The sequence below is a fragment of the Mycobacterium sp. E1715 genome (assembly GCF_001667625.1).
GTDB lineage: Bacteria > Actinomycetota > Actinomycetes > Mycobacteriales > Mycobacteriaceae > Mycobacterium.
Genome location: NZ_LZJJ01000551.1, coordinates 1 through 12764, shown reverse-complemented (window position 1 = coordinate 12764; position 12764 = coordinate 1). Strand labels below are relative to the sequence as shown.

Annotated in this window: 13 protein-coding genes and 2 pseudogenes; 6 read left to right on the top strand and 9 right to left on the bottom strand. The window is 68.9% G+C overall.

Annotation, left to right across the window (positions count from 1 at the left end):
- The 3 genes and pseudogenes from A9X03_RS26805 to A9X03_RS26795 form a co-directional block, all read right to left on the bottom strand.
- Positions 1-776, bottom strand: a pseudogene (locus A9X03_RS26805) (esterase); the annotation flags it as partial.
- Positions 777-1105: 329 nt separating this feature from the next.
- Positions 1106-1657 carry an aspartate/glutamate racemase family protein gene (locus A9X03_RS26800; RefSeq protein ID WP_255369236.1) on the bottom strand — a complete coding sequence of 184 codons (552 nt, stop codon included), beginning with the start codon at positions 1655-1657 and terminating at the stop codon, positions 1106-1108.
- A gap of 86 nt (positions 1658-1743) precedes the next feature.
- Positions 1744-2368, bottom strand: a pseudogene (locus A9X03_RS26795) (carboxymuconolactone decarboxylase family protein); the annotation flags it as partial.
- A gap of 92 nt (positions 2369-2460) precedes the next feature.
- On the opposite strand from A9X03_RS26795, the gene A9X03_RS26790 reads away from it, so the two are divergent.
- Positions 2461-3537, top strand: coding sequence for a diguanylate cyclase (locus tag A9X03_RS26790; RefSeq protein ID WP_067783896.1), 1077 nt, complete (start codon positions 2461-2463; stop codon positions 3535-3537).
- Here A9X03_RS26790 and A9X03_RS26785 read toward each other — a convergent pair whose 3' ends face one another.
- Genes A9X03_RS26785 through sdhC form a run of 4 tightly spaced genes read right to left on the bottom strand, consistent with a single transcriptional unit; the run spans position 3538 to position 6902 of the window.
- Positions 3538-4338 (bottom strand): succinate dehydrogenase iron-sulfur subunit, encoded by an 801-nt coding sequence (locus A9X03_RS26785; RefSeq protein ID WP_067752035.1) that lies wholly within the window; start codon positions 4336-4338, stop codon positions 3538-3540.
- Positions 4338-6092: a succinate dehydrogenase flavoprotein subunit gene (gene sdhA, locus A9X03_RS26780; RefSeq protein WP_067752031.1), complete on the bottom strand. Its 1755-nt coding sequence runs from the start codon at positions 6090-6092 to the stop codon at positions 4338-4340. Before sdhA ends, A9X03_RS26785 begins: the two co-directional genes overlap by 1 nt.
- A gap of 4 nt (positions 6093-6096) precedes the next feature.
- Complete coding sequence (locus A9X03_RS26775) at positions 6097-6567, bottom strand: succinate dehydrogenase hydrophobic membrane anchor subunit (protein WP_055402940.1); 471 nt, start codon at positions 6565-6567, stop codon at positions 6097-6099.
- Positions 6564-6902, bottom strand: a complete 339-nt coding sequence (sdhC, locus tag A9X03_RS26770; protein ID WP_067889595.1) for a succinate dehydrogenase, cytochrome b556 subunit — start codon at positions 6900-6902, stop codon at positions 6564-6566. Before sdhC ends, A9X03_RS26775 begins: the two co-directional genes overlap by 4 nt.
- 240 nt (positions 6903-7142) lie before the next feature.
- Between sdhC and A9X03_RS26765 the strand changes: the two genes are divergently transcribed.
- The 3 genes from A9X03_RS26765 to A9X03_RS26755 are packed head-to-tail and all read left to right on the top strand — an operon-like array spanning position 7143 to position 9912.
- Positions 7143-7541, top strand: coding sequence for a cytidine deaminase (locus A9X03_RS26765; RefSeq protein ID WP_067752025.1), 399 nt, complete (start codon positions 7143-7145; stop codon positions 7539-7541).
- Positions 7538-8824, top strand: a complete 1287-nt coding sequence (locus A9X03_RS26760) for a thymidine phosphorylase (protein ID WP_067752022.1) — start codon at positions 7538-7540, stop codon at positions 8822-8824. The genes A9X03_RS26765 and A9X03_RS26760 overlap by 4 nt, the downstream gene beginning before the upstream one ends.
- Positions 8821-9912, top strand: a complete 1092-nt coding sequence (locus tag A9X03_RS26755; RefSeq protein WP_067752019.1) for an adenosine deaminase — start codon at positions 8821-8823, stop codon at positions 9910-9912. The genes A9X03_RS26760 and A9X03_RS26755 overlap by 4 nt, the downstream gene beginning before the upstream one ends.
- 49 nt (positions 9913-9961) lie before the next feature.
- Here A9X03_RS26755 and A9X03_RS26750 read toward each other — a convergent pair whose 3' ends face one another.
- Together A9X03_RS26750 and A9X03_RS26745 are read right to left on the bottom strand one after the other, a co-directional pair.
- The gene (locus tag A9X03_RS26750) at positions 9962-10246 is read right to left on the bottom strand and encodes a GlsB/YeaQ/YmgE family stress response membrane protein (RefSeq protein WP_067752016.1); all 285 of its coding nucleotides are present in this window, start codon (positions 10244-10246) and stop codon (positions 9962-9964) included.
- 92 nt (positions 10247-10338) lie between these two features.
- Complete coding sequence (locus tag A9X03_RS26745) at positions 10339-11010, bottom strand: GntR family transcriptional regulator (protein WP_067752013.1); 672 nt, start codon at positions 11008-11010, stop codon at positions 10339-10341.
- A 153-nt stretch (positions 11011-11163) separates the two neighbouring features.
- Here A9X03_RS26745 and A9X03_RS26740 point away from each other — a divergent pair, with 153 nt between their 5' ends.
- Both A9X03_RS26740 and A9X03_RS26735 read left to right on the top strand, forming a co-directional pair.
- Entirely contained in the window at positions 11164-12192 is a 1029-nt protein-coding gene (locus A9X03_RS26740) for a cupin (RefSeq protein ID WP_068263854.1), read from the top strand.
- Between the two features lie 48 nt (positions 12193-12240).
- The coding region (locus A9X03_RS26735; protein ID WP_156746692.1) for a VWA domain-containing protein at positions 12241-12764 on the top strand (524 nt) is incomplete at its 3' end.

Here is a 12764-nt window from a genome sequence, read left to right as displayed (position 1 = left end):
GCGACGCCCTGTTGGTCGGCCATCACCACCACCGGGGCCAGCCCCTTGTGCTGCGCGGCGAACTGGCCGAGCGCGTCGTCGATGTGCACCTTGTCGATCCAGTCGCGCGGCGCCCCCGGGTCGCCGGGAATGACCACGAGCACCGGCAATTCGGGCCGCGGCGTCGCCAGGTATGCCGGGGGCAGGTAGATCAGCGCCTCACGCGGGGTGAACCCTCCCGAAGCCGGAATCGACGCCTTCACCACCTTGCCGTCCGTGGGCATGTTCGCCGGCGGCTGCCACAGCTGTTCGAGGGTGCCGCCCGCCGAGGCGCGCACCGCGCTGGCCTGGCTCGGCGTGACCGAGGACAGGTCGCCGACTGGGTGCAGCAGCGGGTTGACCAGCTTGCGTGCGGTGGTGAACGCCGCGTAGTGGATGTTGGCCTGCGCGGCGATCACGACCACCGACCACAGCACGCCCAGCACCATCAGCGCGCGTGCCGGCCAGCCGGACCGACGCATCCTGACGGCCGACAGGCACGACACCAGGGCGGCGAGCCCGCCCCACGCGAACAGAGTCCACGGGATGATGTCGGGGTAGGGATGCCAGCGGTAGTTCACTATGAAATAGCAGGCTGCCGCGACCGCCGCCGCGATAGCCACGCACAGCGGCACCGCCCGTAGCCACCACCGGCGCTCGCGCCGCCACAGCAGCGCGACCACGAGGCCGACCACCGAGACCGCGATCAGCGCCTGCGCCGGGAAGTCGATCAGCGACCAGTCCAAGGGTGACTTCATACCCCTCCGTTTGGCTTCGCACCAGTTCCGCAACCTGTATGCGCCGGCAAGCCGGCCCCCGGTCCGCCGTGGCCGATCCCGTAGTGACTAGCGACGAGCCCAGGAGTAATCGCTGTATATCACGACGTTCGAGCGGTTTTCGGATCTCTGCGAAAAGATTCACCCGCCGCTCTTTTCGCGCGCGAACAACGTTGCGGTGGGCGCTGATGCCTTCAATGTCGCACCGACCGGACGGCGGCGGTTGCTGAGGCCGCCGTCGGCGACGACCGGCGTCAAGACACGCCGATGTGATTTTCGCGATCGGCGTGTGCAACGAAAAGACTTGCGCCCTAGGGGATATCGCCGAGGCGAACGAGTTCGCCGGCGCTGGGCTGCGGCCGGCGTGGCCGCCAACGCGATAGCGACCAGCGGTGGGACGGGCGTTTAGCGGCAATGGATTCAATGTCGGTCACCGCGGGGGTGGGGGCGACCGGATTCACCAACAAGCGTGCGGATTCCTCGACCAGCGCGGTCACGCTGTCGACGACGGGCTTGCCGGCCATCTCGGCGTCGACGACACCGAAGAGCTCATTGCAGTCCAGCAGCAGCGCGTCCACGTCGTCGCCGATCGCGGCGATCGCCCGGAGGAATTGCCCCGGGACGGGGATCGGAGTCCGGGACCGCCGAAGCGATTCGATGAACCGGTCGATGATCTCCTGATCGCACGGGGCCGGCGCCACGACGGTGATGCCCACCTCGGCCAGGCCGCGCTCGTAGGCCGCGGACGACACCATGATGCTCGACGCGAGCAGGCCGACCCGGCGGACGTCGAGCCGTCGCAGCGTCCGAGCCGTCGCCTCGACCATCCCGACGCATGCCGGTGCGCCCGCCGCGCGTTCGATCGTGGTGGCGTTGCATGCGAGGGGCGATCACGTCCGCGCCGCTGCCGGCGAGCGATCGAGACGTCCGTTTCCGGCGATCGGGGATGCTATCCCCCGACTTCGTCAGCCCAGGGCACGCGGCAGGCGTCGCCGGAACTGAAGCCCTGCTCGGTGATCCCCAGCGCGGTGTTCATCCGGGCCCGCATGTTCTCCACGCCGATCTGGTAGGTCAACTCGATCACGCCGGCATCGCCGAACCGGGCGCGCAGGTCGGCGACCTGCTCGTCGGTGACGGCGTGCGGATCGGTGCTCATCGCGTCGGCATAGCGGATCGCGGCGCGCTCGTCGTCGGTGAAAAGTGGTGAGCTGGCGTAGTTGTCGATGTCTTTGAGCCGTTCGATGTCCAGGCCGTCGAGGCGCTGCAGCATGGACCCGAAGTCGACGCACCACGAACAGCCGATGCTGCGCGCGGTCCACAACACCGCCAGCTCACGCACGCCGACCGGCAGCGCCTTGGACGCCCGGTCGATCATCGTCTCGTGCACGGCGCCGGCGACCATCAGCTTGCGGTGGTGGGCCGTCACGGTGAACGGTTCGGGGACCTGGCCGTAGCGCCGCTTGGCGATCCGGTACATCGCGCGGGTCAGCAGGCCGGCGCGCCGGGGGGACAGGGGCTCGATGCGGGTTCTCTGTGTCATACCCCTGAAGACGGGATGGGCCGCCAAAGTGTGACGGACGGAATGCGCCTCGCGTGGCGCCGGAGAGTCGTAGCATGCGGCTAGCCTTTCGACGTCGATGAGCGGTGGTGTGATTGCGAGTCAACGATGACCGCGGTGTCTAGCCGGCGGGCCGATCAGTACGACTGGCTCTCCGGCTACCTCGCTTCGCGAGGCCTCAGCGGCGCCACTCGGGCCGTGATGGCGTTCATTTCGGCATCGATGGTGTTGTGCCTGATCGCCCTGCTGGCCGGCTCGGACGGTCCCCGCGGATCGGTACCGGTGGCGATGATGTGGGTGGCCGTCGCGGGCGGGGTGGCGGGGGTGTTCCTGTGGGCGTGGCGCTGGCCGACTCGCGGCCAGTCCATCGCGTTCGGCCTGACGTGCAACACCGCCAGCGCGCTGGCGTGCCTCGCGCATCCGAACCCGCTGGCCGCGCTGATCGGCTGCATCGCCTTTGCGACCTTCGGCGCCTACATGGCGTTCTTTCACACCACCGGATTGGTGCTGTACAACTTCGCGGTGGCCGCCGCGGTGGGATCCTGGGAGGCGTTGTCGCTCGCGAGATCCGGGCATCCCAGCCTCGCCGGGGTGGATCTGTGGCTGGTGATCGAAGTCAACATCGCGCTACCGCTGGCCATCCGGATCCTGATGCGCGCCTTGACCGGAGATCTGCTGCAGGCCGACCGGGATCCGTTGACCGGCCTGCTGAACAGGCGCGCATTCCAGCACGAGGCGCTCGGGATGATCGTGGCGCGCCGGGGCATCGACTCCCACCTGGTGGTCATGCTGATCGACCTCGACCATTTCAAAGCGATCAACGACAGGCTCGGTCACGCCGCCGGGGACCGGGCGCTCGTTCAAGTCGCCCAGGCCCTGTTGGCCGCTTGCGACGACCAGGCGGTGGTGGCGCGCAGCGGCGGTGAGGAATTCCTGCTGGTCGGCACCGCCAAGACCTGCAACGCCGAATCGTTGGCCACGCAGGTGTGTCGGGTCATCGCCGCGTCGGCCGCGGGGGTGACGGCCAGCATCGGCACCGCCTGCGCCCAGATCGACGACACTGGAGCCGAACCGCAATCGCTGCTGGCCGAGTTGGTCACCGCCGCCGACACCGCGATGTATGAGGCCAAGCGGTTGGGCGGCAACCGAAGCAATCATCACGAGCTGTGCGACCCGCGCAGATGATCAGCGGGTGAACATCAGCGCGCGCTTGACCTCTTGGATCGCCTTGGTGATCTGGATGCCGCGCGGGCAGGCCTCGGTGCAGTTGAACGTGGTGCGGCAGCGCCACACGCCGTCGACCTCGTTGAGGATGTCCAGGCGCTCGGCGGCGGCCTCGTCGCGGCTGTCGAAGATGAACCGGTGCGCGTTGACGATCGCCGCCGGGCCGTAGTAGCTGCCCTCATGCCAGAAGATCGGGCAACTGGTGGTGCAGGCCGCGCACAGGATGCACTTGGTGGTGTCGTCGTAGCGGGCGCGGTCGGTGGGGCTCTGAATGCGTTCGCGCGTAGGGGGATTGCCGCTGGTGACCAGGTAGGGCTTGACGGCGCGGTAGGCGTCGAAGAACGGCTCCATGTTGACCACCAGGTCTTTTTCCACCGGCAGCCCACGGATCGGTTCGACCGTGATGGTGAGTTGCTTGCCCTTCTTCTCGGGCAGCAGGTCGCGCATCAGCACCTTGCAGGCCAGCCGGTTGACGCCGTTGATGCGCATGGCGTCCGAACCGCACACGCCGTGGGCGCAGGAGCGCCGGAAGGTGAGCGTCCCGTCCAGGTAGCTCTTGATGTAGATCAACAGGTTCAGCAGCCGGTCGCTGGGCAGGCAGGGCACCCGAAAGCTTTGCCAGCCACCGGTTTCCGCGAAGGCGTCGGGGTTGTCGGGGTTGAACCGGGCGATCTTCACGGTCACCAGGACCGCGCCATCGGGGATCGGCGGTAGTGGCGGCTCGGGTCCCCGCTCGATGTCTGCCTCGACCGTGTCGGTCATCAGTACTTCCGTTCCTTCGGTTCGTAGCGGGTCTGCACGACGGGCTTGAAGTCCAGCGCGATGTCGCTCAGCAGGTCGCTGCCCTGCTTGTAGGCCATGGTGTGGCGCATGTAGTTCACGTCGTCGCGGTTCGGGTAGTCCTCCCGGGCGTGCCCGCCGCGGGACTCCTTGCGGTTCAGCGCGCCGACCACGGTGACCTCGGCCAGCTCCAGCAGGAAGCCCAGTTCGATGGCCTCCAGCAGGTCGCTATTGAACCGCTTTCCCTTGTCGTGCACCGTGATTCGCGAGTACCGCTCCTTGAGCGCGTGGATGTCGGTCAGCGCCTGCTTGAGCGTCTCCTCGGTGCGGAACACGGCGGCGTTGTTGTCCATCGACTGCTGCAGCGCGCCGCGGATGTCGGCCACCCGCTCGTTGCCGTGCTCGCTCAAGATGTCACCGACCCAGCCGACGACCATCGCCTCCGGGTTGGGCGGCATGTCGACGAAGTCGTGCCCGTCGGCGTAGTCCGCGGCGGCTATCCCGGCCCGACGGCCGAACACGTTGATGTCCAACAGCGAATTGGTGCCCAGCCGGTTGGCGCCGTGCACCGACACACACGCGCACTCGCCGGCCGCGTACAGGCCCGGCACCGTGGACGTGTTGTCCCGCAACACCTGTCCGGTGACGGTGGTGGGGATGCCGCCCATGACGTAGTGACACGTCGGGTATACGGGGACCAGCTCGTGCACCGGGTCGACGCCCAGGTAGGTGCGGGCGAACTCGGTGATGTCGGGCAGCTTGGCCTCGAGCACGTCCTCGCCGAGGTGGCGCACGTCGATGTAGACGTAGTCCTTGTGCGGGCCGGCGCCGCGGCCCTCCAGCACCTCCAAAACCATTGAGCGGGCGACGATGTCGCGGGGCGCCAGGTCGACGATGGTCGGCGCGTAGCGCTCCATGAAGCGCTCGCCCTCGCCGTTGAGCAGTCGCCCGCCCTCGCCGCGCACCGCCTCGGAGATCAGGATGCCCAGCCCCGCCAGGCCGGTGGGATGGAACTGGTGAAACTCCATGTCCTCCAACGGAAGTCCCTTGCGGAACACGATGCCGATGCCGTCGCCGGTGAGCGTGTGCGCGTTGGAGGTGGTCTTGTACATCCGGCCCGAGCCGCCGGTCGCCAGCACCACGGCCTTGGCGTGGAAGACGTGGATCTCACCGGTGGCCAGCTCGTAGGCCACCACGCCGGTGGCGACTGGGCCGCTCGGCGTCTGCGTCAGAACCAGGTCCAGGGCGTAGAACTCGTTGAAGAACTGCACGTCGTGCTTGACGCAGTTCTGGTAGAGGGTCTGCAAGATCATGTGGCCGGTGCGGTCGGCGGCGTAGCACGCCCGGCGCACCGGGGCCTTGCCGTGTTCGCGGGTGTGCCCGCCGAACCGGCGCTGGTCGATGCGGCCTTCGGGGGTGCGGTTGAACGGCATCCCCATCTTCTCCAGGTCGAGCACCGCGTCGATGGCTTCCTTGCACATGATCTCCACCGCGTCCTGGTCGGCGAGATAGTCGCCGCCCTTGACGGTGTCGAAGGTGTGCCATTCCCAGTTGTCGTCCTCGACGTTGGCCAGCGCCGCGCACATCCCGCCCTGGGCGGCGCCGGTGTGGCTGCGGGTGGGATAGAGCTTGGTGAGCACCGCGGTCCGGACGCGCGGACCCGCCTCCACCGCGGCGCGCATGCCGGCACCGCCGGCGCCGACGATCACCACGTCGTATCGGTGTTGCTGGATCACGGCGTCACGCTCCGATATTCGGGTCGAATGTCACCAGCACGTAGGTGCCCAGCACCAACGTGAACCCCATCGACAACAGCAACAGGCTGTTCAGCCAGAACCGGGTGCGGTCGCTGCGGCTGTAGTCGTCGATGATGGTGCGCAGGCCGTTGCCGCCGTGCAGCTGCGCCAGCCACAGCAGCGCCAAATCCCAGAACTGCCAGAACGGCGAGGCCCAGCGCTGCGCCACGTAGTTGAAGTCGATGCGGTAAACGCCGTTGTCCCACATCAGCATGATGAACAGGTGCCCGACGGCCAGGACGATCAGCGCGACGCCGGAGAACCGCATGAACAGCCAGGCGAACTTCTCGAAGTTGGGGATGCCCGCGCGGCGCCGCGGCGAGCGCGGGTTGTCGAGGCTGGCCGGCCGGTCGTGGCTGCGCTGGCGGACCGGGGCCACCTGGCCGCGGCCCAGCTGCAGGTCGGGGGAGCTCATCGCAGGTGCTCCCAGATGTGAATGCCCGTCACCACACCGGCCGGAACCATCAGCAGCAGGAAGACGATTCCGACGATCCAGAACATCAACCTCTGGTAGCGGGGGCCCTCCGACCAGAAGTCGATCAGGATGACGCGGATCCCGTTCAGCCCGTGGAAGAGGACGGCGGCCACCAGCCCGTACTCCATCAGGCCGACGACCGGGGTCTGGTAGTCGTGGATCACCGCGTTGTAGGTCTGCGGGCTCACCCGCAGCATCGCGGCGTCCAGCACGTGGACGAACAGGAAGAAGAAGATCGTCGCGCCGCTGATGCGGTGCAGCACCCACGACCACATGCCCGGGTCGCCCCGATACAGGGTGCGGGGTGGTCGCCGCCTGCGCGAGGGTGCAGATTGTGCCGCCGGATCCGCGGTTGTCGCCTGTGTGGTCACCGGAGTCCTCACCGCCTTCTGACATCGACCCAGTTCAGCCTAACCCCGCGCGGGGACGACCCGCGCCGAGCGGTGCGCCGGGCGAACTCGCCCGTCAGGGTTAGGGTGACAGTCTTGGGTGGCAAGAGCTGAGCGGGGTCGGGTATGCCTGATGTCGATTGGAAAGCGCTGCGCCGCATGGCAATCGGTGCCGCGGCGGGGGCCTACGCGCCCTATTCGCGGTTCCCGGTGGGGGCGGCCGCGCTGGTGGACGACGGGCGGGTCGTCACCGGCTGCAATGTGGAGAACGTCTCATATGGCCTTGGTCTCTGTGCCGAATGCGGTGTGGTGTCCGCCCTACACGCGACGGGTGGCGGCCGGCTGGTCGCGCTGGCCTGCGTCGACGGCCGAGGGGCCGCGCTGATGCCCTGCGGGCGGTGCCGCCAGCTGCTCCTCGAGCACGGCGGCCCCGAGCTGCTGATCGACCACCCGGCCGGGCCCCGCCGCCTCGGCGAGCTGCTGCCCGACGCCTTCGACGCCGACCTGCCGCGGGAACCCCGTTGACCGACCACGCATTCGACGCGCCGACGGTGATCCGAACCAAGCGCGACGGCGGCCGGCTGTCCGATGCCGCCATCGCGTGGGTCGTCGACGCCTACACCCACGGCCGGGTGGCCGAGGAACAGATGTCGGCGCTGCTGATGGCGATCTTCCTGCGCGGCATGGACCGCGGCGAGACCGCCCGCTGGACCGCGGCCATGCTGGCCTCCGGCCCGCGGCTGGACTTCCGCGACCTGCCGATGCCCACCGTCGACAAGCACTCCACCGGCGGCGTGGGGGACAAGATCACCCTGCCCCTGGTGGCCGTCGTCGCCGCCTGCGGTGCGGCAGTGCCCCAGGCGTCGGGGCGCGGGCTCGGGCACACCGGCGGCACCCTGGACAAGCTCGAGGCGATCGCCGGGTTCACCCCCGTGCTGTCCAACCGGCGGGTGCGCGCGCAACTGCTCGACGTCGGCGCGGCCATCTTCGCCGCCGGCGAGCTGGCCCCGGCCGACGCCAAGCTGTACGCGCTGCGCGACGTCACCGCGACCGTCGAGTCGCTGCCCCTGATCGCCAGCTCGGTGATGAGCAAGAAGCTGGCCGAGGGGACCGGCGCCCTGGTGCTCGACGTGAAGGTGGGCTCCGGAGCCCTGCTGCGTTCTCCGGACCGGTGCCGCGAGCTGGCCCACACCATGGTGGAGCTGGGCGCGGCGCACGACGTGCCGACCCGCGCGCTGCTGACCGATATGAACACCCCGCTGGGCGCGACCGTCGGCAACGCCCTCGAGGTCGCCGAGGCGCTGGACGTGCTGGCCGGCGGCGGGCCGCCCGACGTGGTCGAGCTGACGGTGCGCCTGGCCGGCGAGATGCTCGAGCTGGCCGGGCTCGACGGCCGCGACCCCGCCGCGACGCTGCGCGACGGCACCGCGATGGACCGATTCCGCCGGCTCGTCGCGGCTCAGGGCGGGGATCTGTCGGTTCCGTTGCCGATCGGTGCGCATTCCGAGACCGTGGCCGCGGGGCGGGGCGGCACAATGGGCGATATCGACGCGATGGCAGTGGGGCAGGCGGCTTGGCGGCTCGGTGCGGGCAGATCCCGTCCGGGCGAACGGGTGCAGGCCGGCGCCGGCATCCGGATCCATCGCCGCCCCGGCGACCCCGTGGCGCCCGGCGCGCCGCTGTTCACCCTCTATACCGACACCCCGGAGCGCTTCGGCGCCGCGCTGTCCGAATTGGACGGCGGCTACCGAGTCGGCGACTCGGCGCCCGATCCGCGGCCGTTGGTCATCGATCGGATCCTGACGTGACAACACCGCTGGGCCTCGAGCAGATCAAGCGGGCGCCCAAGGCGCTGCTGCACGATCACCTCGACGGGGGACTGCGCCCGTCGACCGTGGTCGAAATCGCCGGCCAGACCGGCTACGACGGGCTGCCCACCACCGACGTCGACGAGCTGGCCACCTGGTTTCGCACCCGGTCGCACAGCGGCTCGCTGGAGCGCTACCTGGAGCCCTTCTCGCACACCGTGGCGGTCATGCAGACGGCCGACGCGCTGCATCGTGTCGCCTACGAGTGCGTCGAAGATTTGGCCGCCGATTCGGTGGTGTACGCCGAGATCCGGTTCGCGCCGGAACTACACATCGACCGGGGCCTGTCGTTCGACGAGATCGTGGACGCCGTGCTGGCCGGTTTCGCCGACGGCGAGCAGGCCTGCGCCGCCGCGGGCCGGCCGATCGTGGTGCGGCTGCTGGTCACCGCCATGCGGCACGCCGCGGTGTCCCGGGAGATCGCCGAGCTGGCAATCCGGTTCCGGGACAAGGGTGTTGTGGGGTTCGACATCGCCGGGGCCGAGGCGGGCAACCCGCCGACGCGGCACCTGGACGCCTTCGAGTACATGCGAGACCACAACGCGCGCTTCACCATTCACGCGGGCGAGGCCTTCGGGCTGCCGTCGATCCACGAGGCGATCGCGTTCTGCGGCGCCGACCGCCTTGGCCACGGGGTGCGTATCGTCGACGACATCGAGGTCCTAGAAGACGGTCGCGTCCGGCTGGGCCAGCAGGCGGCCATCCTGCGGGACAAGCGGATTCCGTTGGAGCTGTGCCCGAGTTCCAACGTGCAGACCGGCGCCGTGAAGAGCATCGCGGACCACCCGTTCGACCTGTTGGCCCGCACCCGGTTCCGGGTGACCGTCAACACCGACAACCGCCTGATGAGCGATACCACGATGAGCCTCGAAATGTGGCGTTTGGTCGAGGCTTTCGGCTACGGCTGGAGCGACCTCGAGCGGTTCACCATCAACGCGATGAAGTCGGCGTTCCTTCCTTTCGACGAGCGGCTGGCGATCATCGACGACGTGATCAAGCCGCGCTACGCGGTGCTGATAGCAGGCTGACGCCGCCCGCCCGAAATCCGGGTGAGCGGCGCAGCTTTCGGCCGACCGGTTAACGGGTCAGCCGGGTGCCGGTGCGGCGACCGGTCAGCGCTTCGTACAGCGCGATCAGGACGATGGCGGCGCCCACCCCGACGAAGAACGGAACCCAGGCCACCCCGCCGTTGGCGTTGTGGTAACCGAATTGGCTGGCGGCCCATGAGCCGATCAGGCCGCCGACCGCGCCGAGCACGACCGTCATGATCATGCCTACGTTCTGCTTGCCCGGCATCACGAGGCGCGCGACCAAACCGATGATCGCGCCCACGATGAGGGCGAGGATTATGGATGTGATCACTTCGAGCTCCTGTCGTAGCGGCGCCCGGGGTGGGCACCATCTTCGACGGGACTTCCCCGAATCAGGCGACTTCTAACACAATTCGCCTGAGCTCAAATCAGATCGGAAGCCAGCCCGATGGCGCGCACCGTGCTGGCCAGGTGGGTCTGCACCGCGCGCGACGCTCGCGGGCCGTCACCGTCGCGCAGTGCCTCGGCGATCTCGCGGTGCTCGTCGATGATGGTCGTGACCCGGTCCGGATCGCGGAGCGCCGATTCGCCGATCATCCGCATCTGCCGGTCCCGCAGCGACGCGTGGAAACCCGCCAGAATGGCGTTCCCCGATTCGGCCAGGGTGATGGCGTGGAAGGCGCGGTCGGCATCGAGGAAGTCGGGCCAATCGGAGCGGTCGGCGGCGGCGCGCTGCCGCCGAAGCTCGCCGGAGAGCCGATCGAAAATCGCGGCGCACGAGGCGGTCCCGCGGCCGACCACCTTGGTCGCCGCGAACTGCTCCAGGACCAGCCGGGCCTCCATCACCGACCGGACCTCGTCCGGGGACACCGGGACGACCAGGGCGCCCCGCTGCGGGTACAGCCGCAGCAGCCCCTCGGCCTCCAGCCGCAGGAACGCCTCGCGCACCGGCGTGCGCGACATTCCGAGCGCCGTGGCGACGTCGCCCTCGCTGATCAGCTCCCCGCCCGGGAACGCGCCGGTGAGCACCTGCGTCTTGACGTAGTCCAGTGCGCGGTCCTTGGCCGTGGCCGGCCGCGGGTCGATCGGTGCCATCCAGCCTTCCGGTAGCTAAGTCGTATCCCAGCAGTGTGGTGACGGTACACCACCGAAACCCTTGACAGGGCGACAACTGAGATACAAGATAGATACGAAAGAAACATGAGACGCATCGAAGAAGCCCGCGAGCAGGCCGAAGGAGCCGCGAAAATGCCCGTCACCGAACAATCCGTGACCCCGAACCTGGATCCGACGATCCCGGCGCCGATGATCAACGTCGCCGAATACGGCTTCGAAGGTCGTTTCCAGGACTGGGCCTCCGACGCGGAGTACTTCGAGTACTCGAAGGCCGCCAACCCGATCGGCTCGGGCCACGTCCCGCAGGTGCCGGTTACCCGGTTCGATGCGGATACCTACACCGATCAGCCGACCGGTGTGATCCCGCTGGATCTGTCCAAGGAGCTGGGCATCGACACCGGCGCCGCGACCAGCCCCGCGCTGCTGGCCAACTTCGTGCGCATCCGTCCGGGCGAGCAGGTCGATACGAGCCCCAACGCCACCTCGCAGCTTTACTACGTGCTGTACGGGCGGGGCTTCGCCGCGGTCAACGGGCAACTGGTGCAGTGGGAGAAGGGGGACTTCCTGACGTTGTCCGCCGGCACCCACTCGGTCTTCTACGCGGCCACCGACACGGCCATGTACTGGGTGCACGACGAGCCGCTGATGCGCTACCTGGGCGCCGACGCCACCCGGCCGCGGTTCCGCGCCACCAAGTTCCGCCGCTCGGACGCCGTCGCGAAGCTGGAGGAGATCGCGTCACGCCCGGGCGCCAACGAGAAGAGCCGGGTCAGCGTGCTGCTGGCCAACACCAACCAGGAGCAGACGCTGACCATCACCCACGTGCTGTGGGCGATGTTCGGCGTCCTGCCGCCGAACCAGGTGCAGCGCCCGCACCGGCACCAGTCGGTGGCCCTGGACCTGATCCTCGACGCGCCGGCCAGCGGCTGCTACACCCTGCTGGGCACCCGCCTCGACGAGCACGGCGACATCGTCGACCCCACCCGGGTGGACTGGCGCGCCGGCTGCGCCTTCACCACGCCGCCGGGCATGTGGCACGCCCACTACAACGAGACCGGACAGGCCGCACACCTGATCCCGATCCAGGACGCCGGGCTGCAGACCCATCTCCGCAGCCTGGACATCAAGTTCACGCAGCGCCGCGACCTCGTCGCCGGCTGACCCGCGGGAGAGTGCACGGGGCCTACCGGGCGCATAGTGTGGCTGCACATGAAGTTGCCCCTGCTGGGCCCCGTGTCGGTCACCGGCTTTCAGAACGCGTGGTTCTTCCTGTTCCTGCTGGCCGTTCTGCTGGTCCTGGGCATCTACGTCGTGCTGCAGTTCGCCCGCCGCCGCCGCGTCCTGCGGTTCGCCAACATGGAGGTGCTGGAGCGGGTCGCGCCGGCGCGCCCCAGCCGCTGGCGGCACGTGCCGACGATCCTGTTGGCCACGTCGCTGGTGCTGCTGACCACCGCGATGGCCGGGCCGACGTCCGACGTCCGGATCCCGCTCAACCGGGCTGTCGTGGTGCTGGTGATCGATGTCTCGGAGTCCATGGCCTCCACCGACGTCCCGCCGAACCGGCTCAAGGCCGCCGAGGAGGCGGCCGGCCAGTTCGCCAGTCAGCTCACGCCGGGCATCAACCTGGGCCTGGTCGGCTTCGCCGGCACGCCATACCTGCTGGTGTCGCCCACCCCGCAGCACCAGGCGACGATCGACGCGCTCAAGAAGCTCGACTTCGCCGACAGCACGGC

Bases quoted from the DNA above. Each gene is read 5' to 3' on its own strand.
- A9X03_RS26775 (WP_055402940.1), bottom strand. From the start codon at position 6,567: ATGAGCTCCCCCGACCTGCAGCTGGGCCGCGGCCAGGTGGCCCCGGTC.
- A9X03_RS26785 (WP_067752035.1), bottom strand. From the start codon at position 4,338: ATGACCGACACGGTCGAGGCAGACATCGAGCGGGGACCCGAGCCGCCA.
- A9X03_RS26765 (WP_067752025.1), top strand. From the start codon at position 7,143: ATGCCTGATGTCGATTGGAAAGCGCTGCGCCGCATGGCAATCGGTGCC.
- A9X03_RS26740 (WP_068263854.1), top strand. From the start codon at position 11,164: ATGCCCGTCACCGAACAATCCGTGACCCCGAACCTGGATCCGACGATC.
- A9X03_RS26790 (WP_067783896.1), top strand. From the start codon at position 2,461: ATGACCGCGGTGTCTAGCCGGCGGGCCGATCAGTACGACTGGCTCTCC.
- sdhC (WP_067889595.1), bottom strand. From the start codon at position 6,902: ATGTGGTCGTGGGTGCTGCACCGCATCAGCGGCGCGACGATCTTCTTC.
- A9X03_RS26745 (WP_067752013.1), bottom strand. From the start codon at position 11,010: ATGGCACCGATCGACCCGCGGCCGGCCACGGCCAAGGACCGCGCACTG.